We start from the raw sequence: 26,474 nt of genomic DNA on the forward strand, positions 1-26,474 counted from the left end.
AGGTAACCATGGAAAACCAGACCCGCGAACTATTTGATAAGTACATTGTGCGCCAGGCACATCTGAACGGTGTCTCACCCTCAGCCGTTGCCAATCGTTTCAGCGTCGATCCGACTATCCAGCAAAAACTGGAACAGGCCGCCATGGAGTCGGATGACTTCATGAAGCTGGTTAACCACTTTGGGGTTAAAGAGCAGGAAGGGCAGAAAGTAAAAATTGGCAGTAAGGGACCGATGGCGAGCACCAATAACAGCTCGGACGGCACCAACCGCCGTAACCCTGCACCGAACCATAACAAAGAGCCGCAGAACTACCACTGCCGCAAAACCAACTATGACTATGCGCTTTCGTATGCGGAGCTGGACGCGTGGGCCGGTCACCCTGAATTTCAGTCATTAATCAGTAATGCGATGGCTCGTCAGCTGGGGTTGGATCGCCAGATGATTGGCTTTAATGGCACGCATTACTCTGAAAATTCCGACCGCACGACCTACCCGTTATTGCAGGATTGCGGCGTTGGCTGGCTGCAAAAAATCCGCAATGAAGCGCCGCAGCGCATTATGCCGGGTATCACGCTGACCTCCCGTGATGAGAATAACGCGATAATTGCGTCAGGCACCTACGGCAATATTGATGCCGCCGTACTTGATGCGCGTCACAGCCTTATGGATCCCTGGTTCCGCCGCGCTCCCGGCCTGGTGACTGTGCTCTCGTCCGATCTGCTGCTGAAAGTGAACCTGCCGAAAGTGAACGCGCTCAGTCAGACCAATCCGAATACCGAACTGCTGGCCGCGCAGCTCATTGTCAGCCAGGAAAAGATCGGCGGTCTGCCGACGGTCTTTGTCCCGGGTATTCCTGAAGATGTAGTGCTGATCACCAACCTGAAAAACCTCTCTGTGTACTACCAGAAAGGCTCCCTGCGTCGCTCTATCCGGGAAGAGCCGCACTACAACCGCGTGGCGACTTACCAGTCCAGCAATGATGACTATGTCATTGAAGAGTACGGCATGATTGCCATGATCGACGGCGTGACATTCGCCTGATTATCCCCATCACATGGCGGGCAGCAAGCCCGCCCAGGAGAATGAACCCATGCTGACACCGGCACAAAGACACTTTCAGAAGGTCATGGCAGAGAGGCGGGGCATCAGTGATGAGCGTGACGCGGAGACGCGCACCGCGCATGAGCAGATCCTCTTTCGCCTGCATATGCATAAATCTTCGCTAAGCCAAATCCAGTCCCGCCAGGCGAAGGCCGCTGTAAAGGCCAGCATCCTTCCTGAGTTTCAGGGATGGATTGACGGCACGATCGAGGGCGACAGCGGGCGCGCCGATCCGGTCATCACCACGCTGATGGTGTGGGCGGTGGACTGCTCCGACTATGCGCTGGCGCTGCGTATCGGGCGCTATGTCGTTAAGCATGGCCTGAGCATGCCGGATGACAACTATCGCCGCCCGGCACCCACGGTACTGACCGAGGAAATCTGTAATCCCATTCTGAACCTCGCTACCACGGACGCCGGAGCCGATTTGTCAGGCTATATCCCCATGCTGGACGAGCTGGCCGAAATTGTGGCTGACAGTGATATGCCGGATGAGGTCCGCGCGAAGCTGTGCAAGGTGAGGGCATTTTGCCGTCGTGACACGGAAGACGCGGAAACCAAAGGCGAAGCGCTGAAACTCTTCCGGGAAGCCATGAGCCTGAACCCGGGTGCAGGTGTGAAACGGGAGATCGCCTCTCTGGTCAGCACCCTGAAGAAGGCACCGCAGATCAGCGCGGCGGGAGGTTATGCGGAAGATGAGACTTCATTCAGAGATGCAGCGGCACCCGAAACATCCGCAGCAGAAAAAGCCACACGAACACGCAAGCAGACGAAAACGGCGGCCGGCACTCAAAAAGCCACCCGCAAAACGGCGGCAAAAAAGACAACGAAAACCGCCACAAAGTAAACGCCTGAGCGTAATGAACTGGCCCCGCGCCACAGGCGGCGCGCCCGGCGATCTGCCCGTAATGCGGTCTTTTTACCGGACGCCCACCGCCTGACCTACCGGAGAAACGACGATGAGTTTTATCGCACAGCGCCCCGTCAGACCTGCTGAAAGTGATGTGACAGACGTGGACGACGGCGGCGCACAGATTGCCATCGGCACTTTCTGGCCGACGGTAAAACTCCACGATCTGCGCCTGGCTGCCCGCATCGCCGGTGACATTACAACATCCCGATTAATGCATATGGCAACGGAGGCCGCGCTGCATGTCGCGGATCAATTGAAGGACTGGCGCAAGCAAAGGGAAGCGGAAGGCGCGGAGTCACTGGCTTCTGTACTGCTGACTTCCGCCGGTGAACCTGTCGAGCAGATTAACGGCGAAAGCGCAAAAGTTTATCGCTTCCGACGCGCGGTCTACTCCTTCACGCGCGCCAGCGTACTGGAAGGTTACAGGGACGTCGGCACCACGCCAAAGGGCGACAAGGATGCGGAGGCCCTGGACAGGCAGATCGACGATCTATGGCGGGACGGGCGCTGGAGTATCGCTGACATTCGGGAAGAAGCCCGTATCTATGCGGAGCTGTTCTGATGAAAGTCAGGGCGTTGCAAAACGACACGGTTGATCAGCTCTGCTGGCGTCATTACGGCAAAACCGCAGGTGTCACGGAGAAGGTGCTCGAAGCCAATCCGGGACTGAGCAACCAGATATTTTTGAATGCCGGGCAGGAGATCGAAATGCCCGTGATAACCAGCGAGGTGGAACGGGTAACCGTCCAGTTATGGGAATGACTCTGGATCGTATTAACGAATATTTTGCGTTTGCAACATCCGCCCTGGTGACCGGCGTGGGCGTGATGACCGTCAGCGAAAAGCTGGCGCTGGCTGGACTTCTTTTGGGGATTGTTTCCGCCGTCCGTCTGGCGATTCACCGTCGACGCATTGAGGAGGCCAGCCAGCGCCGTAACGATTTGATAGAGCAGATTCTCCGCCAGGCGGAAACCCGCAACCTGTCGGACCGCGAACGGCAGCTGCTGGAGCAACTGCACGGAGACAAACCGGCATGAAGAACATCATCAAAAAATGTTCGATTGCGGTGATTGTGGCCCTGGGTATTTCGCTGGCGCCCGGGAGCGTCAGAACGTCGAAAGAGGGGCAGCAGAAAATTGCCGGTTGGGAAGACTGTCGCAGCACGCCTTATTACTGCACGGCGGGTGCGCTGACCATTGGTATCGGCTCCACGAGCGGCGTGGAAAACCGCGAATACAGCAACCAGGAAATAGCGCGGCGCTGGATCAACGATCTGCAACGGGCAGAAAACTGCATCAATAACAATTTCCACGGTGCCGACATGCCGCAGCTTACCTTTGAGGCCATGACGGATGCCGCCCTGAATCTGGGCTGCACTGGGCTGATGTGGTTCACCGATAAAAACGGACGCAAGCAGAGGACCACGATCTGGAAGCATGCTCAGGCCAGGCAATGGCCGCAGATGTGCAACAGGCTGACTGATTTCGTCAATGTGGGCGGTAAGCGCTCCGCCGGTCTGGTTAACCGGCGCAATGATTTTAAAGCCTGGTGCCTGCTGGGCCTGAGTACCCCGTCATGAGGGCGGGCAGTGTGATTGTAATGCTTGTCCTGCTGGCCGCTGTCTGGTGGCAGACCGACCAGCTGAGCGAGGCCCGGACCCGCAACAAGCTGCTGACCGAAACGGCGACCGGTTACGACCTGGTTATCCAGGAAGTGAAGGCGACCGCCATACAAACCCATAAGTTACTGGCAGAGGTAAAAGTCCGTGAGCAACAGCGTAATGCAGAAGGGGAGCGCCGACGTGAAGCAATGCAGGCCGCGTTCAATGGTGACACGTGCGCTGTTACTCCTGTGCCTGACGCTGTCAGTCGCAGCCTGCAAAAACGTACAGCACGCGCCGAGCATTCAGCTGATTCGGGAACCCGTCCCGGAGAGCCTGACCGCAGAGACGCCACGCCCGGCACTGGATAAGCCAGTGACCTGGGGCGCAGTGGCGATATTCAGCGACAGGCTGATGGATGCGCTTGATGCCTGCAATGCTGACAAAGCAACGATCCGCCAGTGGGATAACCTGCGCCAGAACACCCGTAAGGAGCCATAAATGCTGAAGATAGACACCCTCCGCGCCGCTATTGAGAAAGCAAACACCTGGTGTCGGGCGAACCCGGAGGCCTGGACGGTGTTTGTTGAAGAGGGTGGCATTGAAACCACCGGTGAAACGCCGTCATTCATGTACCGCTATTCTCTGGTGCTGTTCGTCATGAACTACGCCGGGAGCATTGACGACTTCACGCTGCCGCTGATGGCCTGGCTCTGGTTTAATCAGCCCGATCTGCTGCTGAACCCGGATAAAAACCAGCAGATTAAATTCACCACGCTGATTAACAGCGATGACACCGCCGATCTGATGTTTGAGCTGCCGGTACATCAGCGGGTACTGGTGCAACTGGATGAAAACGGCGTGCCGTATGCCGAGCATTTGCCGGAGCCGCGCCCGCGCGTGCTGACACCCCACGCAACTGGCTGGGGGCTGGTATTTGAAGGCATGCTTCAGGAGGCCGGAGCGTGAGCGATCGCATGTTCAGCGAGCTGGATCAGGTCTTTCAGGACATTCTCGACGGCGTCAGCCCGGCGGGGCGCATCCGTACCGCGCGCAAAATTGGCCTGGCAGTGCGCCGCAGTCAGCAGCGCCGTATCGCGTCACAGAAAAACCCGGACGGCAGCGGCTATGCCGTGCGCCGCCGTAAAGTTTACCGCACCCAGCAGGGGATCAAGTTCTTCTGGAATAACGAGGTGCGGGCGCTGAAAAACTGGCGCGGCGGGCGCGGTAAATATGGCCGGACAATCACGGGTTTTGACGAGAAGCGCCGGGATATCCGCACCTTCTACCGGGCCGATATCGAGCGGTATCTGGAAATCAAAACGCAATCAGCTATGCATTCAGAGACAAAAAAAGCGCCGATGTTTACCCGCCTGCGCACCCTGCGTTTTATGAAGGTCAGGCCGGACGCGGGCGGCGTCACCGTAGGATTTGACGGCATCGCTGCGCGCATTGCCCGTATTCACCAGTACGGCCTCAAAGATGAGGTTGGTCCGGGCGCTTACGCGCAGTACCCGGCGCGCGAACTGCTGGGCATGACTCCGGCAGACCTGATCGCTACGGAAAACGCCGTTATCAGCAGTCTGGGCGGTGCGTCATGAATGCCGAACTGATGCGCCTGCTGGAAAACATTCTGCGCCAGGGCGTTGTGGAGCAAATCAGCGTCGATAAGAAAGCGGTGCGCGTTCGCTCCGGCAGGCTGCTGACCACATGGATCCGCTGGAACGTCATCCGCGCTGGGGCATTCAGCATCTGGCTGCCTCCCTCGATAGGGGAGCAGGTCTGGATCGGTTGCCCGGGCGGCAACCCTGAAAACGCATTTGTGATTGGCTCTGCATATAGCGCAGATAATCCGCCAATGGGCAGCAGCCTGCTGGAAATCATCATCACCGCACCGGATGGCGCTCGCCTGCATTACGACGCTGCCGACGATGCCGGAGCGCTGGCCGTGACCGGCATTAAAACCGCGCATATCCAGGCGGAAACCCGCGTCACGCTGGACTCGCCCGAGGTGGAATGCACAGAAAAACTTAAAGTGCGCACTTTCGAACTGACCCACGGCGGCACGATGGCCGGTGATGTGTTCCATTCCGGCGGCGTGTTGCAGTCAAACGGGATCACCGTACACGAACATAAACACGGTGGCGTGCAGTCTGGCGGGAGTAGCACGGGAGGCCCGCAATGACAGCCAGTTATACCGGGATGAACCCGGAAGGCACCGGCGCGCTGACCGATCACGATCAGCTCTGGCAGTCCGTGACAAAAATCCTCACCACGCCAACAGGCTCCCGTGTGATGCGCCGGGAGTTTGGCAGCGCGATCCCTGATTTGCTCGATGCGCCGCAGAACGCCGTCACCCGCATGCAGCTGATGGGCGCCGCCGCTATCGCGCTGGCGCAGTGGGAGCCGCGGATCAGCCTGACTACCGTCAACGTGGTGTTTTCAGAAACAGGCGCGGTGACTGCTGAACTGACCGGCACTATCACGGAAACCATGACAGAAACCAGTAACACCATCAGGCTAAGGAGCTAATGTGCAAACGTCCGTCGATTTATCTCAGATCCCACAGCCTGATATCGTCGAGGTGCCCGATTTTGAAACGGTGCTGGCTGATATCCGGGCGCTTATCGTGGCGGCCATGCCTGTGGAACTTCAGGCTTCTGTGTCTGCTGCGCTGCTGCTGGAATCTGAACCGATGGCGGCACTGGCCCAAGCCTTCACCTATCGCGAGATCCATCTGCTGCAACGTATCAATGAAGCCGTGCGCGCGGTGCTGCTTTCGAGCGCCCTGGGGGCGGATCTCGATCAGGTCGCCGGGAATTTTGACACAGAACGCCTGCTGATTACCGAAGCTAACGACGAGGCGGACGCTGTATATGAAAGCGACGAAGAGCTGCGTGGCCGCACGCTGCTCTCATGGGCTCGCCTGAGCACTGCGGGCGCCAGAAATGCCTATCACTACTTTGCGCGAGGTGCGGATGCGGATGTGCTCGATGCGCGTGCCTATGGCCCTGAAACCCATAACCAGGAAGGACGCGTTTTTCTCTACGTGCTGTCACGTACCGGAGATGGGACCGCCCCGCAGGCTCTGCTCGATAAAGTCCTGGCAGCGGTGAACCCGGAAGACGTGCGACCGATTACGGATTATGTGTCCGATTATGTCCGCTCCGCTGTGATTGTGAATTATCAGGTGCTTGCTGACATTTACGTCCCTTACGGCGTGGACACCGCCACGGTGCTGGAAAAAGCCACCGCAGCACTGAACGAATACACCGCCTCTGTGCATCTCATCAACGCCACCGCTGCACGGTCGGGCATAGACGGTGCGCTGCATCAGGACGGCGTTGTCACCGTCGATTTGCATTCACCCGTCGCCGACGTCGTTGCGACGATGGGCGAAGCCCCGCATTGCACCGCCGTGAAAATCAATCTTGTGGTGATGGACCATGACCGCTAATTATCCCGCCAGCATTCTTCCCCCCAACGCCACCGCCGTGGAGCGGGCCATCGACAGGGCCAGCGCCGCAGCACTGGCGAAGTTGCCTGTATATCTGATTCGTTGGGTTAAAGATCCGGACAGTTGCCCGCTGGCGCTGCTGCCGTGGCTGGCGTGGGAATATCAGGTTGATACCTGGAATATTAACTGGTCAGAACAAAAGAAACGCGATGCGATCAAGCGCGCCCACTACATCCACCGCCATCGTGGTACGGTCGCCGCCGTCCGTCATGCCCTGGTGGACAGTCCTTTCGGGACGGATATTGTTGAATGGTTCAATCAGAACCCGAAAGGGGATCCGTATACCTTTCGCCTGAACGTGTATCAGAACGATTTGCCGGTAACGGAATACGACCAGCAGGATCTAAAACTGGCGGTGCTGCGCGCCAGGAATCTGCGCAGCTGGTTTTCCGTTCATGTATTTGGCCGACCTCAGGGAACCTCGTATGCGGCCGGTTACATGTACGCCACGGAGAAAATCACGCCGCGCTTTGTCCCGTTGCAGGTGGTTTTATCCCGCTACGAGCTGAATCTGGCCCCCGGGGACGCGGAAACGGTCACGGTGACAATTCTCCCCGAATACGCGGAAGATAAAACCTTTACGGTAACTACATCGGATCAAACAATCGCGACCGCCAGAATAGTCAACGGCGATATTCTGGTTACGGGCATGAAGCGAGGTACCTGTTCGGTCACCGTTACGACGACTAATGGCATCAGTGCGGTGATCAGCATAAAAGTGGTCTCGGTAATGAAGTTCATTACCCGCATCGACAGTGCAACCAAGCCAATATTCTTTGCTCATATGGACGAGGGTTTCACGGTTGACTATGGCGACGGCATTGACAGCCGGGATTACCGTTTCGATCCCGCCAGTGAAGCTTCAGGTTGGGTTATTCCTACACGTGAATTAGTACAGGGAAAGGAATACACCATCACGGTTAAGAACACGGAAACCGCCTGTCTGCGCAGCCGTTTATCTAACTATTCTTCGAAACTGAACCCTGTTGTGGAATTGATTAGTGTTACAGGGGAAAGAGGTCATCTTTCAGGGTTCGCTTTGGATACCACCGGATTAATGGCTATTCGTCCCGGAGCATTTGACGATTTGCCAAACGTGAATAACTGCAAAAATATTTTTACCAACTGCTCGTCGCTTACAGGTATTCCGGCATCGTTGTTTTCTCGCATGAAGATAGAGGATTTTTCAGACGCATTCAGAGGGTGTACATCGCTTACTGAGGTTCCATCGGGGCTATTTGCAAACCAGCCCGATGCGATCGACTTCTCATCGGTATTTGCAGGCTGCACCGGCCTGATCAGTATCGGCAATAATTTGTTCCACAGCTGTGTATCTGCGGTGAATTTCAGTTACGCGTTTGATGGTTGCTCAATGCTTGCAAATATCGGCACGGGAATATTTACAGGATGCGGTTCAGCAGGGACATTCTCTTATAGCTTCAGGGCGTGTAAAAATCTTCTTGTCTTGCCTGCTGATATGTTTGCGGATGTTCCGGGCGGCGCATTCACCGGCGTATTCCAGAATTGCACGGCACTGACGGCAATTCCCGCCAACCTGTTTAAAACATGTTCTGAAGCGAATCATTTTGGCGGTGCATTCACTGGCTGTTCGCAGCTTCTTTCTGTTCCTGCCGGTCTGTTTGCTGGTCTGTCGAAAGTGACCTATTTCGGCACGGTCTTTTCTGGTTGCAGTTCGCTGAAAACGGTCGGCGCGGGTTTATTTGCCGGGTGCAGCCAGGCGCAGACATTCGCCTCTGCATTTTACAGCTGCCGCTCTCTTGAAACTGTAGCGAAAGATATTTTCAGCGGCTGCGTAGAGGTGACGACCTTTGCCAGTACGTTTTATGGGTGCAGCAGCCTGACGGCGCTCCCGTCTTTTACTGACTGCGCTAAAGTCACCACTTTCTCATACGCTTTTGCTAACTGTGGATCGCTCACGAAAATTGATGCTGATGCTTTTGCTGAGAAAGCGCTGGTAACGACATTCACATACGCTTTTGTAAACTGTACTTCGCTGGTTTCTGTGGGGGACGGCGCATTTCGGGGATGTAGCGCGTTAACCAGCCTGGGCTATACGTTTTCAGGTTGCCGCTCTCTGGTTTCTCTCGCGGGAGATATGTTTGCCGGTTGCGCCAAAGTGACAGCCGTCGATTTCATGTTCGACAAGTGCTCCGCGTTGGCTGGACTGCCAAAAGAACTGTTCAGTGACATGGTATCTCTGAAAGGTATGGGATCGACATTCCGTGATTGCAGCGCACTGATCGCGCTACCGTCCGGCCTGCTTGATGGTTGCATCAATCTCACTTCGTTAACGCTGACATTCTCGGGTTGTACCTCACTGGCGGTATTGCCCGGCGATTTGCTGAAAAACAACATTCTGCTGTCCGGTGCCGGATCGACGTTCTACGGTTGCACCTCGCTGGTAAATATTCCGCCGACGCTGTTTGCGTCCTGCTCGCTTATTACCTCGTTTGGCGCCACGTTCCAGAATACCGGCGTGGAGGAAATACCGGAAAACCTGTTCAGCGGCAACCCGCTGGTGACCTCTTACGGCCAGACCTTCAGGGGCTGTAAAAACCTGCGCTCAGTGCCAGCCGGTCTTTTTGCCGCCAGCATAAGTGCCACGGTATTCACAAATGTCTTTTCGGAATGTGGTGCGCTGGAAGTCGTCGGGGCGGGATTACTCAACACCACGGCGGTCACGACGGTGGGTTATCTGTTTGACGGCTGCGCGTCATTACGCAGCGACGTTAACACGATATTCAATCTTGCGAGTTACCCGGAGATTGTCACCACAACGGCAATATTCAGGAGCTGCGCATTACTGGCCGGCAAAGGCCTGGTATTTATGGGCAAGGTGCCGAACGTCACCGCGCACTATTACGCGTTTTATGCCTGCGTGGGCCTGGACGATTACGACGATTTACCCGGCAACTGGATAACGAATAAATTATGAAAACATTCAATCAATTAAAAAGCCTAATCGACTTTTGCCAGACCGATGCGTTTTTCCTTGAGCACCTGAACCGGCTTCAGATCGCCGGCGTGATTTATCTTGATGAAGGCGATATCGATGCTGACCGCAAGACCGTAAGTGATGATTTTTATGATCGCCTTGCCAGTGTGTACGGCATTGAGCCAGAAACAAAAAATGAGGAGGCATAATGGCCACGGGACTGACACTAACCACGGCGGGCGCCGCCGAAATCGAGGCCGCGTATCAGGCGGGGGAGGTGGTGGATATTACCTCCGTGCTGATCGGCGATGGTGGCGGCGTGACATTGCCGACCGATCCCGATGACCTGGCGGCGGTGACGGCGCTTTTTGGACAGTTTGGCCGTGAAACCTTTGACTCTGATTCAAGCTATGAGGGGTTTATCAGCGGTCAGATCGTTATCAACTGTCAGGATTATCCAGGTAAAACGCTCAGAGAAGCGGGGCTGGTCAGCGCTAAGGGTACGCTCATTGCTTATGGCACATATCCGGCGACATACCTCCCGGCACAATCTGATTCCATCATCAAAGAGATCATTCTGACGCTGGTGTTGACGCTGACGCACAGCTCAAGCGTGCAGCTTGTTATCGATCCGGCGCTTGCCACACTCACGCAGGAAACAGGTGATAAACGCTATCTGCGGCGAGCACAAAATCTTTCTGATTTAAACGATACCGAAGAGGCCCGGGATAATCTGGAGCTGGGGAATTCAGCTACGCGCGACGTGGGCACCGAGGCGGGAACGGTAGCTGCGGGGGATGACTCGCGCATCGACGGCGCACTGCAAAAAGAGAAAAACCTGTCCGATCTGAGCGATCCATCAGAGGCGCTAAAGTCGCTGGGGCTGGACAGCGATGGAGTAGGATACAAGGCTATTGTTGACGCCATTTTTTACGTTGGAATCGTTGTCGCAGGCGAGCAAAGCCCAGCGAAGCGGTTTCCCTGGCAGACTTGGACGGATTTAAGCGAAACCTTTGCTGACAGGGTTGTGCGTATTGGCTCTCAATATGGCGTGACCGGTGGCAGTAACAAAGTAAAACTTGAGGCGGATAACCTGCCTCCCCACTGGCATCGTTCTGGTGATAGATCGCCAGGTGCTACGTGGGACCCGAACACTACCCACGGAACAGATAACCAAAAAAGCGGTCCGCTGGCGCTTACTGATGGAACTTACACTGATGAGAGTGGAGTGATGGAAACCCAAAATAAATCCATTGATGTGACTAATAAATACGTCATTATGCGCATGTGGAAACGTGAGCTATAAAAATTTACAATGGTGAAGGTTTATTTTTGAAATGTTATGACATCCAGAGAATTAATGAAAGCAAGGTGTTATTATGATTTGGAGGTGGAGGCTGCGCGATTTATTAGGCTCTATATGCGTCTTTTGTAACATAAATGAGATTCCCATGAGTTAACATGGGAATCGTTAGAGGGGAAATTAAGCTGAGAGTTTATCAGTTGCTACGCAAGTAGTCTGATATTTTTCCAGGAGTTTCTTAGGTATAACAGGCCACCTCATAAACGTATAATAGTATGAGAAGTCGGTGTTAATAATTTCGTCAAGAAGTCGTCTTGCTGCAATATCTTCATCAAGAAGAATATGAGCAGCCACACTGGCTGGCCCCTTTTTATCACGGCCAATTACATTTTGAAGGTCGATTTTGTTGATTTTTGATGTGGCACGTTTATTTGCTAGCTCTCTATTTATGACTAGTGCTTCTTTTCCTGATCCTGGCGCTAATTCAGATATTTCATGTGAAAGGAGATTTAATACTTTCTGGTTTGCATTCTCGTGAAGATAAATAAATGATTTATTTATCAAGTAATCATCGTAATTTATATTAGATGCTAGTGCTTTATCAATTGCTTTATTTGCCTCTTCGAAGTCATTACGCTCAACATTAATTTGAGATAACATAAGATAATATTTTGATTCCTTGATGTCAGGCTTGCATTTTTCCAATAATTTCATTCCATTGACAAAGTCAGCCTGACCATACATCAATATGTCTAAGCATGATTGCGCCCAATCACATACATCATCACACTCTATAGCTTTTAATATAAAGTCCTTTGCCATTTTTAGATCACGATCATAAGACACATAATACTCCGCCTTAAATAAATAAGGTAATGCGCTTTCAGTTTGTTCAAATTTATAGTTGTAATTTTCTAAGAGCTCTTTGCTACATTCTAATGCTTTCACTCTATCTCTAAATGAAGAAAGTTTCCTGTTTATATTTATCATTAGCTCAAAAAGTTTTTCCTTTTTTTTATTTGATGATGTTTTATAAAAATCACCTAACTCTTTAAGAAGTGCAATGGCCTTTTCAATGTCAGCATCTTGGATGCATGCATTCATTCTCATTTCTAGAGTATGTATGTGCGTAGGGTTTCTTTTATTCATCTCTTCGACTAATTTGTTTAGTTCTTCCTTGTATTCCTTGGTGTTGTCAGTAGTGTCTTTGATGGCTTCTAAAGTTTTTCTTTTTAAATCCCAAGCTCTATTTTCTAGGCTGGGATTTATATTTAAACTAGATTCAAGTTTCTTCATTAAGTTTTCTAGAGAAACATCCTTTTTGAAATTTTTAGAAAATCTATGATTTAAACTTTCAATGACAAATTGATTCTTTATTTCATAACTGTATTTAAATTTTTCTAGTAAAAGAGTTATGAATTCCATTTTGCTATCTGAATCACGCAAAAGGGAAAGCTTCCTTAAATTGTTTTTAATGCTATATTCATCCATCTCGATAGTAATGTCAGCTTGCTCTAAGGCAAGATCATATTTTTCTTGTTGATGATAAATTTCTATTAACCGTGAGAGGTAAGAGTTTTTTAAGTCATCAGAACTACATAAAGAAAATAATTTGGTTGCTTCACTCTCTGCCTCATCAAACTTTTTGTTTTTCATTAGCATATCTAAAGATAAAAGGTTTCTAAAATCTACCTCTGTAAACCCAGCTTTGTTAATATAGTTTTCGCTAGATAGTTCATTTATTAAATTAGATATATCAAGTCTATTTGTGTGATTTTTAAGTTTTTCAATATCTTGAGCTATATATTTATTCTTGGACAGATTATATGAGTCTTCAATAAAGTTTGATAACATGCTTTCGCGTTTCGTAGATTTGAAATTAGACTCTAATGATAAACCCTCTCCAATTATATGATGATGTAGTTCCGCTAACGCTTCATCAAATCCATCGATTTCTATATAGTAGACCCTTTCTCTTTTTAGTATTTTATGAAGATCGGGATTTATCTCGTCGTTCTTCCTGATGCACCAGTAAATACCATTGCCTAAAAACTCGTCTTGCCTTAGTAGATAGTTGATTACATCGATAATAGATCTGTCATTGCCTGCATAACCGATGAATATCATCCCGTATTTTTTTGTGAATTCAATTAGTTTTTCTTTGGTGTTGATTTCAAGTGATTCAGTCTCGTTAAGTGTGCTTTTTATACTATCGAAAAGATAATCCCCATGAACTTTTATTATTTTGGGTCTTGAGGAATTAACGGAGACTCCTTTTATTGATGAGTCATGAGCACATAAGGTTGGACGTTCTCTTGAGAATTGATAGAAAGCCTCATTTATCAGATCGTCGAAGTTTGTTGTAAAAACAGTATCAAAATATGCACTTTGAAAGAGACTCACTAAATATGAATAACCAATAGATGGAAGCTTAGAGTCAACTTGTTTCTCTACGAACCTTCTTCGCTGTGCTGGTAAGTCGAATTTTTTTTGAAATAATGAAGAATATTCATTAGTTGGGTCGTACCAGGACGACTCTTTATCAATTAAATATTGTCGTGCAGTTTTTACGTCTGTGTAGGCGGATGAAGAAGAAAGCTCGTAAATTTCCTTCCTCCATTCTTCAACTAATTGTGTACCAGAACTTATTCCTGAGGTTACCGAAGCACCAGCTCCTAAAAAAATAGAATAGTTGGGGCTATTTCCAGATTTTGTTTTGATATAGGTTGCGAGATCTTTTAAAGACCTGCGTTTTGATGGTATTTGTTCAAATAGATCAGAAGTGTTCAAAGTGTACCCCCTTATTAGGAATAATATATCTCGTCTTGCTAACCTTAAAGTTGGCAATAAAATTAGCTGCGCTGCTATTAAGGTTTTTTTTGTGGGAAAATTTAAATCGCTGCCCCTAAAGAAGCGATCTAGCAAGTAAAAAGTATTATTTTACGCCATCGTGCTTCACCCGCAGACCGCTGCTGGATTTCCTTGTTTATAGTACTGGAAAGATGCTTAGTCAAGTTTGAGTTAATACAAAAACGTTCTTTATCACTATCTTCCTCGCAATCAATTGTTGCCCTCATTAGTTACGAAGTATCTAAGGATATAAGCACTTGGCCGTATCACGATATGTGTATGATGCAGTCTAATGACTTTCCTTAAAGAGCTCCATCAGATCCCTTGCTGATGCACTTTGCATCTGCTCCCTGATATCTTCATCAACCCTCTGCAACGAAAGCGTGAACTCTATCTTTTTAGCTTTGCCATAGCGATCAAACTCCTGATGCGTTTCCTGCAAGCCCGTGATGACATACATCCCGTAAATGGACCCGACGCCATCGATCAGCGGCCAGGCTAGCCCGGTGTAGGCCATTGTCGAGACAGCACCCAAAGACAGGTTGCCTCCAGTGATTTCAGGATACAGTAGCCCGCCAAGCGTCAGCTGGTTCTCACCGGCGCCAACGTACTGCCACTTTGCACTACGGCCCACGCGATCATTCTTAACGTGCCGCCAGTCACGGGACAGCTGCAATTGCTGATAGGGCAGTGTCCTGAGTTCAAATACAAAAAGTCCGAATACCATCATCATAGCTATAATTCCTGTTAATCATGATCCCGGAACGAACCCCGGGTAGCGCGTTGCTGTTTTTCAATTTCTTTGCGTACCGCTTCGCCAACAAGTCGCGCCAGTTCGCGCGGATTGCTGCTCTGAATGCCGTGCAGATGGATGTGAATATCACCGGAAAAACTATTACCTTGAGCCGCAGCCGCCGTGTGGGTGCTTTGATTTCGGCGTACCGGTTGCCATGCCTGCGTCTGTTTTATCAATGGTTCGCCAGCGGCAATAACCGGGCGAGCGCTGACAGACTGGCGGACAAGCTTCGACTCCTGCCATTCACCACGTACTGCAAGGGCTGGAGGGAGATTTTTAAATACAATGTCACCCGGCCCGATACGTTTGCGCTTTTCCTCATCTAAAAGGCCTTTGGTGTTATCCGCGATTTGGCCCAGCCGCCGCTCTGTTCCAGAGTTGCCCCCGAGCACATTGGGCGGCGGGGCGCTGCCTTTGCTTGCAGGTTTTTCAGATGACCATTGCCACTCCCTTTTAACCATGCGCCCGGATTTTTCATCCCATTCCCACATAACCGGAATAGCCCTGAGTCTGGCCGCTTCCAGCCTGGCTCTTTCAATGCCATCGGGGATGAGATCGAGCTTCTCCAGTAACCAGCCGACGCCTTCCATTAACTTCTGAAGCGGCCAAAGCAGAACGCTAAGTGCGGTCCCCAGGACTTCGCCAAAAGTCTGTCCGGCGCTGGCGCATTTGTTTAGCGCCTCGCGGCTCTCCTCAACGGGCGTTAATACTTTTTTAAACCAGTTCCAGACGTTTTTGACGCCATCCCCAATGACCCCGAAAACGGGCGCCAGCCGGGAAAATGCGTTATAAACTGGCGCTAACCCCTGGATGACGCCTGTAAAAAAACCTCTAAAGAAGGCCTTAATTGGTCCCCAGTATTTCCAGATCAGTACCCCAGCCGCTACAAACGCAGCACCCACTAAGCCGATTGGGCTCAATAGCATTGATAAGCTGCCACTCAGCGCCGCAATTCCGCCTTTCACAATGCCGAAGATAGCAGGGATCCCGGTTAGCCGCAGTGCCAGCCCGCCAATGCTTTTTGACAGGGCGCTGATAGCAGTCACCGGAGAGGTAAAGGCGCCAAGTAACGCACCGCGCAGTGGTACCATCAATCTGGTTAATACGCCGAGGCGTCCGACCAGGCCGCTGAGTAAAGCACCCCATCCGCTAATTTTTACCAGTGAGCTACCGCCCGCAGCACTCAACATGCGGAACGCTGATACCGTACCTCCGATTCCTCTCCCGCCGGACAGAAGCGCAAACCCCAGTCTGAGCTTCGCCAGCGGACCTATCAGCAGACCAGCAGCCAATGACATACCGCCAATTACTGCGGTCAGTGCCAGTGCAGTCCCGCCGGCGAGTAACAACGTTTGTGAAAGTCTGGGGTTTTCCTCTACCCAGCTTTGAACAGTGCCAATAACCCGGCTAAGCCCCTGTGTCAGTCTGCGCAATGGGCCGTCTACTGTCTCCGCCACAGAAATGCGGAACGCCTCCCACGCGCTGTCCAGTTCCTTCAAATCGCCGCCCAGGTTGTCTTTCTTCTTGTTAGCGACGGCGAACGCCTCCTGATTTTTATGTGCTTCTGCAATTTGTTCATAGAGTGACTGGAGGTAACCATCACCTGCGCCGTTGACCAAAGACTGGAGGCTCGTAAAACCCTCTTCTCCGGCGATATCTTTGAAAAATGAAACCTGATCCACCTCGCCAAAGCGGGAAACGCGTTTTTGTAGATCGAGAAGAATATCGAACGGACGTCGCATTTTTCCGCTCGCGTCGGCAGTTTCCACTCCCAGCTCTTTGAGTGCCTTTTTGGCTGCCGTAGTAGGGGAGGCCAGGCGGGAGAGGGAGCGACGCATTGCAGTACCGGCCTCGCTACCGCGAATACCCACGCGCGCCAGCGTGCCGGTCATAGCTGCGGCTTCTTCCAGGCTAATTCCTAGTCCCGCGGCTACCGGCCCGACAACTTTCATTGTCTCGCCGAGGCTGCTAAGCGTGGTATTGGTACGGGTAAATGTACCTGTCAGCACATCGCTGACGCGGTCCATTTCTCCGGCATCGAGGGAAAACTGAGAAAGAATGTTTGAGCCGATGTCTGCCGTTTCACCCAGTTCCATACTGCCTGCCAGCGCCATATTGAGCACGCCGGGCAGTGCGGCACGGATAGCATCTGGCGTGAAGCCCGCCATTGCCAGAAAGGCCTGGCCGCTGGCGGCGTCACGTGTGGTGAAGGCGGTTTCAGCACCGAGTTTTTTTGCCTGAGTGCGCAAGGCGGCCAGCTGCGAATCGCTTTTATCGAGCCGCGTCAGCGCCTGGACGTTTGACATTTCCTCATCAAAACCAACCGCAGGCGACAGGAAGCGTCCGGCGCCATACCCGGCAGCGGTTGCTGTACCTAATGCTATGGCACCGCCAGAGCGCAACTTCCCGGCCATCTGCTGTGCACCCTCGTAACGTTTACGAGCTTGAGTGACTGCAGCAAGTTGCCGTTTTTCCCGTTCAAGGGATTGGTTGTATTGTTCTGTGCGGCGTATCGCGTTACCGATGGTGGCGCTACTACCGGAAAGCATGACGCCATGCTGGCGCAGGGCTGATGCACTCTCACGGAGGCGGGCCACTTCCGTCACGCGTTTTGCGGTCAACCGATCAAGCCGCTCACCCAATCGGGACATCAGTATTTGCTGTTTTTCCGTCAGCGTTCCGTTTTTACGTTGTGCTTCTGACAAGCCATCAAAGCGGGCACGGGCACGTGAGATGGAACGATCGGTTTTGCCGACGGCCGCGGTCATTCGCTGAAAAGTGGTACTGCTCTTATCGAGCCCTTTCAGGGTGGATTGTGTTTTTCTGAGGGAATCGGAAAGGCCGCCCGCACTCTGGCGGGCAGCATTAACGGGGCGGGTAAATCTGTCGATCGCGCTGAAAGCAACGCGTATATCAAGACTCTTCATCACTGGCACCACTTCGAAGCGCCGCCCGCTTGCGCCAGGCTATCACCTCGCCAAGATCCATGCCGAAAACTTCAGAGGGCGGCCAGTTAAAAATAACGGCTATATCAGCAACCAGATCGTCGATCTGGTCAAACGCGACGGTGATTACTCGCTCTCCGTCTCCGCCACATTCGACGCTCCAGGCTCCGGCGGATTCAAGAAAGGGACCAGAAGCTCTGCCAGCCCGATAAAGTCCAGAGTGTGCATTTCGTTAATTTCTTTTTGTGTCAGCGCAGGCGCGGTGACTCGCGTCAACAGCGTGGCAATTGAGTCTGCATCCATATTGGCAACGCGGATAAGATTCAGGCCGCGCAACGATCCGGCCTGACTGATGGCGCCGGTGATTTCCACCTGACCAATCTCACTGTCTTTACGAACTACTGGCTGCATCAGCGTGAACAGGTTTTTAGTTTTTTTAGCCATGTTAAAAATCTCCGGGCGGCATCTTTGCCACCCTCTGAAAGGTTATTAATTGCCCATGCCAAGGGCGGAGGTGATGCGGTCCGGGAACATGTTCTGACCGTTCTTTTTGTAGATGAAATTCAGCAGATCGATTTCGATAATGGGCTGATCATCAATGGAGAATTTGTAGTAGGTGGATTTAAAGGTGTAGCTTTCCTCCGAATCTTCTCCCTGTTTTGAGTCTCCACCGTCGAGTTCAGTAAATCGCCCGCGCAGCTCCACCTCGACAAGCTGGCTTTCGCCATCTGTGAAATATTCACCCGCAAAGCGCAGCCGCGTGCCGTCAATTTCTGCCCCGTATTCGAGAAACAGTGCTTTGATGACACCACCAAATACAATGGTGGAATCCAGCGCGCCAGCCTCAAGGCCGAGATCAACACCGACCGCACCCAGCATGCCACCGCCCTGATAGTCCTCTACCTTTCGTGACAGTTTGGGGCGAGTGAAAGAGGTCACTTTTCCCAGATAGTTGTCGCCGTTAACAAAGCAGCTAAAAAGCCGCAGTTTGTGAGGAATAGCCATTATTCACCCCCGAGCGACGCGAACGCCGGTTCGTAAAAATCATCAGTAAAGGTCTGGTATAGCGTCAGATCTTCAAGCGGTGGGACCGGGCTGTAGCTATAGCGCACAATCAGTTTTCCCTGGCGCAAATCCGTGGTGCCGTTGTCCAGCGTGTCATACCAGCAGTCAGCGCCGATAAGCTGGCCGGCAGTGACTTTTTTGCTGAGAGCAGAGCGGATGCCGCTTACCACATCTTTCACGTTGGCCGGAGTTAGCGGGCTGTCAACAGAGGTAAATTGCGCCTCCGCAATACTGTCCGCCAGGATCTGCGCGGTACGGGTGAAAACCTCGAAAGTGTAGGTTTCGGTGTCCGTGGTGCGGTTACCCCAGAAGCGGAAACCGTCACGCTTGATAAGCGTTGTGATTTCGTTGTTGTTCAGCTCGTTGGCGTCGCTGTCTTCTGCCTGCAATGCCCAGAACACATCTTTCGAAATACCCAGAACGTTATTCACTACAACGTTGGACAGTGATTTGTGCCAGCCCTGGCTGTTATCAATAGCGGCGCGCAGGCCGCAGGCGTATGCCGGGGCAGGAAACGTTTCGTTATCATCCGTCAGGGGGTTGTAAGCGATAAAGTCCGGCCAGATCAGCATCAGCTCGCGGTAAGCGAAGGTTTTGCGATAAGCGATAGCCTCCGCCATGGTCGCGCAGCCGTTACAACCGGCATAAACAAAAGCCCGAAGATTCTGGGCAATCACGCAAAGCTGTGACGTCACTTCCGCAGTGTCGTAGTCCGGCACCGCCAGGATGCGCGGGCGATAGCCGGTTTTGGCCTCCGCCGTCAGCAGGGCATACATTCCCGTATAGCTGTCGCCATCTGTTCCGCCAATAATGGCCTGGGACTGATTGGCGCCGTTACCGGAAGCCTCTTTCACCCGGACAATCACAACGCGCGGGCTGCACTGATCGGAAATGGCTTTGAGGGCTTTGTAAAGTGACCCGGTTTTACCTGCCTTGCCGAGGACGTTACGTACCCGTGTCAGCAGAACCGGCGTATTGAGCGGGAAAGTTTCCGGATCGGCGTCATCAGCAACCGCAACAATACCGATTACGCTGGAATCAATGTCATTGATTGCCTGCTGTAGGTCGGTATTTTCGCGAGAGCGGACGCCGTGAAAACGAGTTTCAGACATAAGTTCACCATCATGTTGCTCTTTGAGTTCAGGGCAATATTCAACGTTAAGTCTGCTGGCGTCGCCTGGTTGCCGGTCTGCCCGTTCGCTGACAACAAAAAGGGATTCAGCCCCGCGCGCGGGCATGGAATCATCAGCAAAAAACGGGGGAGTTATGTCGATAGCAGACACGCTGACAACAGCAGCCGAAGCGTATGTAGAAAAATTAAGTGAGGTCGTAAAGACACCGGATTTTAGCATCACGTTGGGTGGGGTAGCCCTGACCGAACTGGCCGACCGCATCACCTCGCTATCTGTGACAGATAACAACGGTTTTGATGCTGACCAGCTAACCCTGTCAGTAGATGATTCTGACGGGGTAACAGATTTACCCCCACGTGGTGCGGAGCTGGCGGTGTCCATCGGCTGGCTGGGTGAGGCGTTGATCTACAAAGGTCTCTACACCGTTGACGAGGTTGGGCATAGCGGGCCGCCGGATGTTATCGACATCACCGCGCACAGCGCTGATTTTCGCGAAGAGATGAACGTCAGGCGGGAGGTGTCCTGGCATGATGTGACGGTAGAGCGGGTGGTATCGGCCATAGCCCGGCGTTATGACCTGAAGCCAATGATTAGCGAGGCTCTGATCGACATTGAGATTGACCATGCGGATCAGACCGAAGAGAGTGACATGTCGTTTTTAACGCGCATGGCGGAGATGTTGGGGGCCATTGCCACCGTGAAAAATGGCTGTCTGCTGTTTATCCTGCCTGGGGGCGGCGTCAGTGCATCCGGCAGGGCGCTGCCATCGGCTGAGATAACCCGTGCCAGCGGAGATCGTCACAGGTTCCGCATTGCCGATCGCGATGCTTACACCGGCGTGCGGGCGTACTGGCTGGATCTTAATTTCGGCAAGAAAAAACCGGTCAAGGTCACTAAGCGCAAAACAAATACTGCCAGAAAAAAGGCTAAGGAGAAAAGCAGCCGCCCGGAAGGGGATTACATGGAGGGCGCTGAAGGTAACGTGTATGTTTTGCGTAAAACCTATCAGAACGAAACGGCGGCCAGGCGCGCAGCTGCGGCAAAATGGATACAGCTCCAGAAAGGCGCGGCACAGTTTTCGATAACCCTGGCGCGCGGCCGCGCTGATTTATACCCTGGTATGCATCTGAACGTGTCGGGCTTTAAGCCTGAAATCGATACTCAGGATTGGATCATTGCCAGAGCGGAACATGTAATCGGTGATAACGGATTTACCACGAAAATGGAGCTTGAGGCGAAAATAAGCGACTGGATTGCAGAAACTGAACAGTAGCGGCCATAATAGGCGTGAGTTCAACTCCCTATGGGAGATCATCATGTTTGTTTGTCCCTACTGCGGCGCAAACGCCCGTACCCGCACCAGCCGCCGGTTAAGCGAGTTCACCATCCGGCAATATCATCAATGCCAGAATCTTGAATGCAGTGAGTCATTCACGACACTTAACACCGTAGAGCGCAGAGTAACGAAGCGCTCAACCAGCGCAGATCCATTGCCGCCAGGATTCATCCCCGGCGACGCTTTCCCGGCTTCTCATTACGGGAACAGTCAACTTAGTCTTGCAGTATAAAAATAGCCCCCTGGAAAGGGGGCTATTCTTGTCAATGTGGTCGATATGTGGACACTTTTGAAATAAATCCTTTTATTTCAATTTATTAAATCCCAAAAAAAAGCCCCGTCGGGGGCGACGGGGAAAAACTCATTGATTATGGAATGATCTGTTCTCTGGTCAGTTCGAGAACAGGGGCTACTCTACGGGGGAAAAGTGCAGGCAAGATGGAGAAAACGTGGAGATTCAGGCTAAAATCCCCGGGCATTCAGGAAAGGGAGAAACGATGAAAAAGTTACTGGCTATTCTGCCACTGGTATTAGCCGGCTGTGCCCAGCCGCAGTCCACCGCGCCGACGAAAACCATCGGCATGGCCAATCCCGCGTCGGTGTACTGTCAGCAATCCGGCGGTACCCGGGTGCCGGTGCAAACGCCGCAGGGCGTCAGCACCCAGTGCAAACTACCCAGCGGCGAAACCCTCGACGAGTGGGCGCTGTGGCGTCGGGATCATCCGGCTAAATCGTAACCGGCAGGGCCGCCAGCCAGGCGGCCAGCACCCGGGCATGATTCTGCTCGGTGTTCTTCGCAGCGTACAGCAGCGTCAACGGCTGGCGCTGCGCCAGCGCCGCCAGCCGCAGTCCCGTTTCACGATGGGCGTCGAGCTCCTGGCGATAACGCTGGCTGAAGTGGGCGAAATCGATCGCCTCGCCGTGAAAGGCTTTTCGCAGCTCAGCGGAAGGCGTTAACGCCTTACACCATTCATCACAGGCCAGCGCCTCTTTTTTCATCCCCCGCGGCCAGAGACGGTCGACCAGCACCCGGTAGCCGTCGCTGCTTTCCTGCGGGTCATACACCCGTTTACATTGAATCATCATCCTGCTCCCTCTGTGCCATCCAGGCGAGCAACTGCGGGATTTGCCCGTCGGAAAATACCGTGATGCCGTGAGCGCGCAGCAGATTGGCCGCGACCCCGGCGCCCGCTTTGCGTCGTCCGCGAAAGGAACCGTCATAGACAAACTGGCTGCCGCAGGTAGGGCTGCCATCGGTGAGTAACGCTGCCTGACAGCCCGCTTCCCGGGCGGCGCTGAGCGCCAGCCAGGCGGCCAGCTGGTAATGTCCCGTGACATCGCGGCCGTCGCTTTCCACGATCCGCGCCCGCCCGGTAAGTACATCCCCGCCGGCGCCGCCGACGATCTCCGCCGGCAGACGGGGCGTGGACAGACCGGCCGCCAGCTCCGGGCAGTGGATCACCAGCCGCCCCGTCTGCTGCCAGCGGGACAGCGTCGCCGCCAGCTGTGCCTTCTCGCTACCGTTATACCGCACCTGGAATCCCATCAGGCAGGCGCTGACCAAAAGCTTACTTTTCATCCTTTCTCCCTTTCACGCTTGCTCCAGTATACCTTACCCGCCGGCGGGGGCGGTGGGGCGAAAATAAGGATTGTGTTCCACAGGAGGGATCGCTATCCTGACGTGCCTTGTGCTGCTCGTCTCGTCCAGACATAAGGAACCTGCTATGAAAACCCCTTTACGCCTCGCCCTCGTCGGCGATTATCACCCCGATATTGTTGCCCATCAGGCCATTCCCCTGGCGATAGACGATGCTGCCGCCGTGCTGGAGCAGCCGGTGAAATATGACTGGCTCGCCACCCCGTCGATTGTCTCCGGCGATGCGCTGGCCGATTACGATGCCATCTGGGTCGTTCCCGGTAGCCCGTATCGTCATCCGGAGGGGGCCTTTACCGCGATCCGCTATGCCCGCGAAAACGGCATCCCTTTCCTCGGCACCTGCGGCGGCTTTCAGCACGCGGTGATTGAATACGCCCGTAACGTGCTCGGCTGGCAGGATGCTGGTCATGCGGAAACTGACAACGAAGGGCGGATGGTGATTGCTCCCCTCAGCTGTTCGCTGGTGGAGACCTCCGCCGTCGTCGAGCTGCGGGCGAATACGCTGATTGCCCGCGCCTATGGCCGGGAGAGCATTGAAGAGGGCTACCACTGCCGGTACGGGGTGGACAGCGCGTTTGCCGGAGAGCTGGAACAGGGCGATCTGCGCGTCACCGGCTGGGATGAAGAGGGCGAGATCCGCGCCGTCGAGCTGGTGACGCACCCGTTTTTTGTCGCCACGTTGTTCCAGCATGAACGCCACGCGCTGGATGGGCGTCCTTCGCCGCTGGTACAGGCGCTGCTGCGCGCCGCGGCACAATAAACCCACCGGCAGCGGGCGCTGCCGGTCATCTTCAGGGGTGGATTTCCCGGTCACGTCCGGCGAGGGCGCCGCAGACCGCCATCACCAGCGAAATCAGCGCCACCGCCAGCAGCGGAATATGCCAGTCGCCATTGGCATCGTGGATCCTGCCCATCAGCGGCGGCCCGCAGGCGGCCAGCAGATAGCCGACGCTCTGCGCCATCCCTGACAGCGCCGCGGCCTGGTGCGCCGAGCTGGCGCGCAGGCCGATAAACGTCAGGCCGAGGATCATGGTAGCTCCGGAGCCAAAGCCGAACAGCAGCGTCCAGCCGATCGCCAGCCCTGGCAGCAGCCACAGCCCGGCGGCGCTGATGGCGCACATCAGGGCGACCAGCACCGCGATCCCGCGCTGGTCGCGCAGCCGATGCAGGATCAACGGTATCGCCAGACCGGGCGCGGCGGTCGCCAGCTGCAGCAGGCCATGCAGCGAGCCGGCCTGCGCTTCGCTATAGCCCATACTCTGCAGAATCGACGGCAGCCAGCCGATAATCACGTAATAGACCAGCGAGTTGATGCCGAGGAACAGCGTCACCTGCCAGGCCAGCGCCGACCGCCAGATCCCCCGGTTGTGCATGGCGCCTGAGCCGGTCAATGGCGCCTCCGCCCGGCGCCGGGACTGCGGCAGCCAGCTGAGGATCGCCAGCAGCGGGAAGATCATCAGCAGCAACAGCGCGCCACGCCAGCCGAATCCGGCCATCGCCACAGGAACCACCAGCGCCGAGCCGAGCGCCGCCGCCGCACCCATCGTCAGGGAATAGGCGCCGGTCATCCGCGCGACATGCTGCGAGAAATCCCGTTTAATCAGTCCGGGCAGCAGGACATTGCCCAGCGCAATACCGCAGCCGATCACCGCCGTGCCGATAAACAGCAGTGCAGCGGAGGGCAGGGAGCGCAGGGCAATGCCGGCGCAGATCAGCAGCATCGCCAGCAGCAGGCTGCGCTCCATGCCGAACCGGCGGGCAACCCCTGCCGCCAGCGGCGAGACAAGGCCAAAGGCCAGCAGCGGCAGGGTAGTGAGCAACCCGGTCTGCGCGGTGGTCAGGCTATAGTCGCTACGAATCGCGTCCAGCAGCGGCGCCGCGCCGGTAAAGACCACGCGCAGGGTAGTGGCGATGAGCAAGATACCGGCAATCAGCAGCGCGGGGCGGCGGCCGGTAGAGGAGATCACAGAAGACATATCATTCTCAAGGTAACTAACGAGGGGGTTACGATAGCGACTTTGTCTCCTGTTTAAATCAAGCTAAAATGACAGATTATCGCTAATATCGGACAACATGATGATCGGACTGGGTCTGGATGGTTATGAACCGGACAGTGGCCACGAATCGGCCATTGCCTTTCGTATTCAGGTGGTGGAGGCGGAGCAGTATATTCCGGCGCATTCCCACCGTAAGGGGCAGCTGATCCTCGCCCTGCACGGCGCCTTGACCTGCGAGGTGGAGAACGCGATGTGGATGGTGCCGCCGCAGTATGCGGTGTGGGTCCCGGGACAGCTTTCCCACAGTAACCGCGCCACCCCCGGCGCCCAGGTGTGCTTCCTGTTCATCGAGCCGGGCGCCGCGCCGATGCCGGATCGCTGCTGTACGTTGAAGATTTCTCCGCTGGTGCGTGAGCTGATCCTCACCCTGGCGGAACGCGGCGGGGAGTCGCTGGCCGCCCCTGCCACGGCCCGGCTGGTGCAGGTTCTGTTTGATGAGCTGCCCCGGCAGCCGCAGGAGCACCTGCAGCTGCCGGTATCAAACCACCCGAAAATTCGTCAGATGGTGACGATGATGGCCGAGGATCCGGCGCGCTGGCAGACCCTGAGCCAGTGGGCGGCGGTGTTTGCGATGAGCGAGCGCAATCTGGCCCGCCTGGTGGTGCGTGAAACGGGGCTGAGCTTTCGCCGCTGGCGCCATCAGCTGCAGCTGATCCTCGCGCTGCAGCTGCTGATCCGCGGGCAAACGGTGCAGCAAACGGCTCAGGCGCTGGGCTACGACTCCACCACCGCCTTCATCACTATGTTTAAAAAAGGGCTCGGACAGACGCCGGGCCGCTATCACGGCAGCCTGGCTACGACTTCCCAATAAACAATGAGATGATCCCGGCGGCAATCAGCGGCCCGACCGGGACGCCGCGAAACAGGGCGACGCCGAGTACCGTGCCGACCAGCAGCCCGGCTACCAGATGCGGCTGGGTGCCCATCAGCGCTACGCCGCGACCGCCGAGCCACGAAACAAACACCCCGACCGCAATCGCCAGCAGTGATTTCCAGTTCATAAAGGAGTGGATCAGCGTCGAGGGCGGCAGCGTACCGCTGGCGATAGGCGCCATCACGCCGATGGTTAAAATAATGATCCCGACGGTCAGCCCCTGTTTCTCAATCCAGGGAAAGAAGGTATTCAGCGGTGTGACGCGCACGATAATCAGCACGAGGATGGAGATCGCTACGGTGGTGTTATGGCTGATAAAGCCGAGCGCCGCCAGACCCAGCAGGATCAACAGGGTGGTATCAAACATGT

At 54.1% G+C, this 26,474-nt stretch carries 31 protein-coding genes; 20 read left to right on the plus strand and 11 right to left on the minus strand.

The genetic code is table 11. The features are described from left to right. Positions 1-8: 8 nt before the first annotated feature. From CWM58_RS00440 to CWM58_RS00510, 15 genes are all read left to right on the plus strand, one after another. Positions 9-1,043: a phage major capsid protein, P2 family gene (locus CWM58_RS00440; protein ID WP_047694575.1), complete on the plus strand. Its 1,035-nt coding sequence runs from the start codon at positions 9-11 to the stop codon at positions 1,041-1,043. A gap of 49 nt (positions 1,044-1,092) precedes the next feature. Continuing rightward, complete coding sequence (gene gpM / locus CWM58_RS00445; protein ID WP_100679930.1) at positions 1,093-1,950, plus strand: phage terminase small subunit; 858 nt, start codon at positions 1,093-1,095, stop codon at positions 1,948-1,950. A gap of 112 nt (positions 1,951-2,062) precedes the next feature. Then, entirely contained in the window at positions 2,063-2,578 is a 516-nt protein-coding gene (locus tag CWM58_RS00450) for a head completion/stabilization protein (RefSeq protein WP_023339940.1), read from the plus strand. Next, positions 2,578-2,778, plus strand: coding sequence for a tail protein X (locus CWM58_RS00455; protein WP_004131559.1), 201 nt, complete (start codon positions 2,578-2,580; stop codon positions 2,776-2,778). Before CWM58_RS00450 ends, CWM58_RS00455 begins: the two co-directional genes overlap by 1 nt. Then, the gene (locus CWM58_RS00460; protein WP_100679931.1) at positions 2,769-3,053 is read left to right on the plus strand and encodes a phage tail protein; all 285 of its coding nucleotides are present in this window, start codon (positions 2,769-2,771) and stop codon (positions 3,051-3,053) included. Before CWM58_RS00455 ends, CWM58_RS00460 begins: the two co-directional genes overlap by 10 nt. Beyond that, positions 3,050-3,595, plus strand: a complete 546-nt coding sequence (locus tag CWM58_RS00465) for a lysozyme (RefSeq protein WP_100679932.1) — start codon at positions 3,050-3,052, stop codon at positions 3,593-3,595. Before CWM58_RS00460 ends, CWM58_RS00465 begins: the two co-directional genes overlap by 4 nt. A 246-nt stretch (positions 3,596-3,841) precedes the next feature. Beyond that, positions 3,842-4,117 carry a peptidase gene (locus CWM58_RS28270; RefSeq protein WP_165785664.1) on the plus strand — a complete coding sequence of 92 codons (276 nt, stop codon included), beginning with the start codon at positions 3,842-3,844 and terminating at the stop codon, positions 4,115-4,117. Then, positions 4,118-4,585, plus strand: coding sequence for a phage tail protein (locus CWM58_RS00475; RefSeq protein ID WP_100679933.1), 468 nt, complete (start codon positions 4,118-4,120; stop codon positions 4,583-4,585). After that, the gene (locus CWM58_RS00480; RefSeq protein WP_100679934.1) at positions 4,582-5,217 is read left to right on the plus strand and encodes a phage virion morphogenesis protein; all 636 of its coding nucleotides are present in this window, start codon (positions 4,582-4,584) and stop codon (positions 5,215-5,217) included. The genes CWM58_RS00475 and CWM58_RS00480 overlap by 4 nt, the downstream gene beginning before the upstream one ends. Further along, the gene (locus tag CWM58_RS00485; protein ID WP_100679935.1) at positions 5,214-5,801 is read left to right on the plus strand and encodes a phage baseplate assembly protein V; all 588 of its coding nucleotides are present in this window, start codon (positions 5,214-5,216) and stop codon (positions 5,799-5,801) included. Before CWM58_RS00480 ends, CWM58_RS00485 begins: the two co-directional genes overlap by 4 nt. Further along, positions 5,798-6,148: a GPW/gp25 family protein gene (locus CWM58_RS00490; protein WP_100679936.1), complete on the plus strand. Its 351-nt coding sequence runs from the start codon at positions 5,798-5,800 to the stop codon at positions 6,146-6,148. The genes CWM58_RS00485 and CWM58_RS00490 overlap by 4 nt, the downstream gene beginning before the upstream one ends. Position 6,149: 1 nt before the next feature. After that, on the plus strand, positions 6,150-7,073 hold the full coding sequence (locus CWM58_RS00495; RefSeq protein ID WP_100679937.1) for a baseplate J/gp47 family protein: 924 nt from the start codon (positions 6,150-6,152) through the stop codon (positions 7,071-7,073). Continuing rightward, entirely contained in the window at positions 7,063-10,089 is a 3,027-nt protein-coding gene (locus CWM58_RS00500; RefSeq protein WP_100679938.1) for a phage tail protein I, read from the plus strand. Before CWM58_RS00495 ends, CWM58_RS00500 begins: the two co-directional genes overlap by 11 nt. Continuing rightward, positions 10,086-10,298: a hypothetical protein gene (locus CWM58_RS00505; RefSeq protein WP_100679939.1), complete on the plus strand. Its 213-nt coding sequence runs from the start codon at positions 10,086-10,088 to the stop codon at positions 10,296-10,298. Before CWM58_RS00500 ends, CWM58_RS00505 begins: the two co-directional genes overlap by 4 nt. Further along, on the plus strand, positions 10,298-11,395 hold the full coding sequence (locus tag CWM58_RS00510; protein WP_100679940.1) for a phage tail protein: 1,098 nt from the start codon (positions 10,298-10,300) through the stop codon (positions 11,393-11,395). The genes CWM58_RS00505 and CWM58_RS00510 overlap by 1 nt, the downstream gene beginning before the upstream one ends. 177 nt (positions 11,396-11,572) lie before the next feature. Here CWM58_RS00510 and CWM58_RS00515 read toward each other — a convergent pair whose 3' ends face one another. From CWM58_RS00515 to CWM58_RS00545, 7 genes are all read right to left on the minus strand, one after another. Continuing rightward, positions 11,573-14,182 (minus strand): SIR2 family protein, encoded by a 2,610-nt coding sequence (locus tag CWM58_RS00515; RefSeq protein WP_165785665.1) that lies wholly within the window; start codon positions 14,180-14,182, stop codon positions 11,573-11,575. 349 nt (positions 14,183-14,531) lie between these two features. Beyond that, positions 14,532-14,975 (minus strand): phage tail protein, encoded by a 444-nt coding sequence (locus tag CWM58_RS00520; protein WP_100679942.1) that lies wholly within the window; start codon positions 14,973-14,975, stop codon positions 14,532-14,534. 14 nt (positions 14,976-14,989) lie between these two features. After that, a complete protein-coding gene (locus CWM58_RS00525) occupies positions 14,990-17,965 on the minus strand; it encodes a phage tail tape measure protein (protein WP_100679943.1) in 2,976 nt (991 codons plus the stop codon). After that, positions 17,952-18,110 (minus strand): GpE family phage tail protein, encoded by a 159-nt coding sequence (locus tag CWM58_RS00530; protein ID WP_032440702.1) that lies wholly within the window; start codon positions 18,108-18,110, stop codon positions 17,952-17,954. Before CWM58_RS00530 ends, CWM58_RS00525 begins: the two co-directional genes overlap by 14 nt. After that, on the minus strand, positions 18,110-18,427 hold the full coding sequence (locus CWM58_RS00535) for a hypothetical protein (protein ID WP_004131585.1): 318 nt from the start codon (positions 18,425-18,427) through the stop codon (positions 18,110-18,112). The genes CWM58_RS00530 and CWM58_RS00535 overlap by 1 nt, the downstream gene beginning before the upstream one ends. Before the next feature lie 45 nt (positions 18,428-18,472). Beyond that, a complete protein-coding gene (locus CWM58_RS00540) occupies positions 18,473-18,988 on the minus strand; it encodes a phage major tail tube protein (RefSeq protein WP_100679944.1) in 516 nt (171 codons plus the stop codon). Continuing rightward, the gene (locus CWM58_RS00545) at positions 18,988-20,160 is read right to left on the minus strand and encodes a phage tail sheath family protein (protein ID WP_100679945.1); all 1,173 of its coding nucleotides are present in this window, start codon (positions 20,158-20,160) and stop codon (positions 18,988-18,990) included. The genes CWM58_RS00540 and CWM58_RS00545 overlap by 1 nt, the downstream gene beginning before the upstream one ends. Positions 20,161-20,314: 154 nt before the next feature. Between CWM58_RS00545 and CWM58_RS00550 the strand changes: the two genes are divergently transcribed. The 3 genes from CWM58_RS00550 (at position 20,315) to CWM58_RS00560 (ending at position 22,254) form a co-directional block, all read left to right on the plus strand. After that, entirely contained in the window at positions 20,315-21,454 is a 1,140-nt protein-coding gene (locus CWM58_RS00550; protein WP_100679946.1) for a phage late control D family protein, read from the plus strand. A gap of 43 nt (positions 21,455-21,497) precedes the next feature. Beyond that, positions 21,498-21,749: an ogr/Delta-like zinc finger family protein gene (locus tag CWM58_RS00555; protein WP_004213128.1), complete on the plus strand. Its 252-nt coding sequence runs from the start codon at positions 21,498-21,500 to the stop codon at positions 21,747-21,749. Positions 21,750-22,014: 265 nt separating this feature from the next. Next, positions 22,015-22,254: a DUF333 domain-containing protein gene (locus tag CWM58_RS00560; RefSeq protein WP_008807687.1), complete on the plus strand. Its 240-nt coding sequence runs from the start codon at positions 22,015-22,017 to the stop codon at positions 22,252-22,254. Here CWM58_RS00560 and CWM58_RS00565 read toward each other — a convergent pair. Next, positions 22,244-22,582: a DUF488 domain-containing protein gene (locus CWM58_RS00565; RefSeq protein ID WP_165785011.1), complete on the minus strand. Its 339-nt coding sequence runs from the start codon at positions 22,580-22,582 to the stop codon at positions 22,244-22,246. The two genes, CWM58_RS00560 and CWM58_RS00565, sit on opposite strands and share 11 nt — an antisense overlap. 4 nt (positions 22,583-22,586) lie before the next feature. Next, the gene (locus CWM58_RS00570) at positions 22,587-23,096 is read right to left on the minus strand and encodes a DUF523 domain-containing protein (RefSeq protein ID WP_100679947.1); all 510 of its coding nucleotides are present in this window, start codon (positions 23,094-23,096) and stop codon (positions 22,587-22,589) included. Between the two features lie 145 nt (positions 23,097-23,241). Between CWM58_RS00570 and CWM58_RS00575 the strand changes: the two genes are divergently transcribed. Continuing rightward, positions 23,242-23,934: a CTP synthase gene (locus tag CWM58_RS00575; RefSeq protein WP_100679948.1), complete on the plus strand. Its 693-nt coding sequence runs from the start codon at positions 23,242-23,244 to the stop codon at positions 23,932-23,934. A gap of 31 nt (positions 23,935-23,965) precedes the next feature. Here the strand turns inward: CWM58_RS00575 and CWM58_RS00580 are convergent, their stop codons facing one another. Beyond that, positions 23,966-25,141 (minus strand): CynX/NimT family MFS transporter, encoded by a 1,176-nt coding sequence (locus CWM58_RS00580; protein WP_165785703.1) that lies wholly within the window; start codon positions 25,139-25,141, stop codon positions 23,966-23,968. A gap of 106 nt (positions 25,142-25,247) precedes the next feature. Between CWM58_RS00580 and CWM58_RS00585 the strand changes: the two genes are divergently transcribed. Next, the gene (locus CWM58_RS00585; RefSeq protein ID WP_162677727.1) at positions 25,248-26,042 is read left to right on the plus strand and encodes an AraC family transcriptional regulator; all 795 of its coding nucleotides are present in this window, start codon (positions 25,248-25,250) and stop codon (positions 26,040-26,042) included. Here CWM58_RS00585 and CWM58_RS00590 read toward each other — a convergent pair. Then, positions 26,026-26,472 carry a DUF441 domain-containing protein gene (locus tag CWM58_RS00590; protein WP_008807681.1) on the minus strand — a complete coding sequence of 149 codons (447 nt, stop codon included), beginning with the start codon at positions 26,470-26,472 and terminating at the stop codon, positions 26,026-26,028. The genes CWM58_RS00585 and CWM58_RS00590 overlap by 17 nt on opposite strands. Positions 26,473-26,474: the final 2 nt, after the last annotated feature.

Source organism: Klebsiella sp. H-Nf2, assembly GCF_002806645.1.
Classification (GTDB): Bacteria; Pseudomonadota; Gammaproteobacteria; order Enterobacterales; family Enterobacteriaceae; genus Klebsiella; species Klebsiella variicola.

Bases quoted from the DNA above. Each gene is read 5' to 3' on its own strand.
- CWM58_RS00505 (WP_100679939.1), top strand. From the start codon at position 10,086: ATGAAAACATTCAATCAATTAAAAAGCCTAATCGACTTTTGCCAGACC.
- CWM58_RS00535 (WP_004131585.1), bottom strand. From the start codon at position 18,427: ATGGCTAAAAAAACTAAAAACCTGTTCACGCTGATGCAGCCAGTAGTT.
- CWM58_RS00455 (WP_004131559.1), top strand. From the start codon at position 2,578: ATGAAAGTCAGGGCGTTGCAAAACGACACGGTTGATCAGCTCTGCTGG.
- CWM58_RS00465 (WP_100679932.1), top strand. From the start codon at position 3,050: ATGAAGAACATCATCAAAAAATGTTCGATTGCGGTGATTGTGGCCCTG.
- CWM58_RS00560 (WP_008807687.1), top strand. From the start codon at position 22,015: ATGAAAAAGTTACTGGCTATTCTGCCACTGGTATTAGCCGGCTGTGCC.
- CWM58_RS00590 (WP_008807681.1), bottom strand. From the start codon at position 26,472: ATGTTTGATACCACCCTGTTGATCCTGCTGGGTCTGGCGGCGCTCGGC.
- CWM58_RS00525 (WP_100679943.1), bottom strand. From the start codon at position 17,965: ATGAAGAGTCTTGATATACGCGTTGCTTTCAGCGCGATCGACAGATTT.
- CWM58_RS00550 (WP_100679946.1), top strand. From the start codon at position 20,315: ATGTCGATAGCAGACACGCTGACAACAGCAGCCGAAGCGTATGTAGAA.
- gpM (WP_100679930.1), top strand. From the start codon at position 1,093: ATGCTGACACCGGCACAAAGACACTTTCAGAAGGTCATGGCAGAGAGG.
- CWM58_RS00570 (WP_100679947.1), bottom strand. From the start codon at position 23,096: ATGAAAAGTAAGCTTTTGGTCAGCGCCTGCCTGATGGGATTCCAGGTG.
- CWM58_RS00475 (WP_100679933.1), top strand. From the start codon at position 4,118: ATGCTGAAGATAGACACCCTCCGCGCCGCTATTGAGAAAGCAAACACC.
- CWM58_RS00485 (WP_100679935.1), top strand. From the start codon at position 5,214: ATGAATGCCGAACTGATGCGCCTGCTGGAAAACATTCTGCGCCAGGGC.
- CWM58_RS00520 (WP_100679942.1), bottom strand. From the start codon at position 14,975: ATGATGATGGTATTCGGACTTTTTGTATTTGAACTCAGGACACTGCCC.
- CWM58_RS00460 (WP_100679931.1), top strand. From the start codon at position 2,769: ATGGGAATGACTCTGGATCGTATTAACGAATATTTTGCGTTTGCAACA.
- CWM58_RS00440 (WP_047694575.1), top strand. From the start codon at position 9: ATGGAAAACCAGACCCGCGAACTATTTGATAAGTACATTGTGCGCCAG.
- CWM58_RS00450 (WP_023339940.1), top strand. From the start codon at position 2,063: ATGAGTTTTATCGCACAGCGCCCCGTCAGACCTGCTGAAAGTGATGTG.
- CWM58_RS00490 (WP_100679936.1), top strand. From the start codon at position 5,798: ATGACAGCCAGTTATACCGGGATGAACCCGGAAGGCACCGGCGCGCTG.
- CWM58_RS00575 (WP_100679948.1), top strand. From the start codon at position 23,242: ATGAAAACCCCTTTACGCCTCGCCCTCGTCGGCGATTATCACCCCGAT.
- CWM58_RS00555 (WP_004213128.1), top strand. From the start codon at position 21,498: ATGTTTGTTTGTCCCTACTGCGGCGCAAACGCCCGTACCCGCACCAGC.
- CWM58_RS28270 (WP_165785664.1), top strand. From the start codon at position 3,842: ATGGTGACACGTGCGCTGTTACTCCTGTGCCTGACGCTGTCAGTCGCA.
- CWM58_RS00540 (WP_100679944.1), bottom strand. From the start codon at position 18,988: ATGGCTATTCCTCACAAACTGCGGCTTTTTAGCTGCTTTGTTAACGGC.
- CWM58_RS00510 (WP_100679940.1), top strand. From the start codon at position 10,298: ATGGCCACGGGACTGACACTAACCACGGCGGGCGCCGCCGAAATCGAG.
- CWM58_RS00585 (WP_162677727.1), top strand. From the start codon at position 25,248: ATGATGATCGGACTGGGTCTGGATGGTTATGAACCGGACAGTGGCCAC.
- CWM58_RS00545 (WP_100679945.1), bottom strand. From the start codon at position 20,160: ATGTCTGAAACTCGTTTTCACGGCGTCCGCTCTCGCGAAAATACCGAC.
- CWM58_RS00500 (WP_100679938.1), top strand. From the start codon at position 7,063: ATGACCGCTAATTATCCCGCCAGCATTCTTCCCCCCAACGCCACCGCC.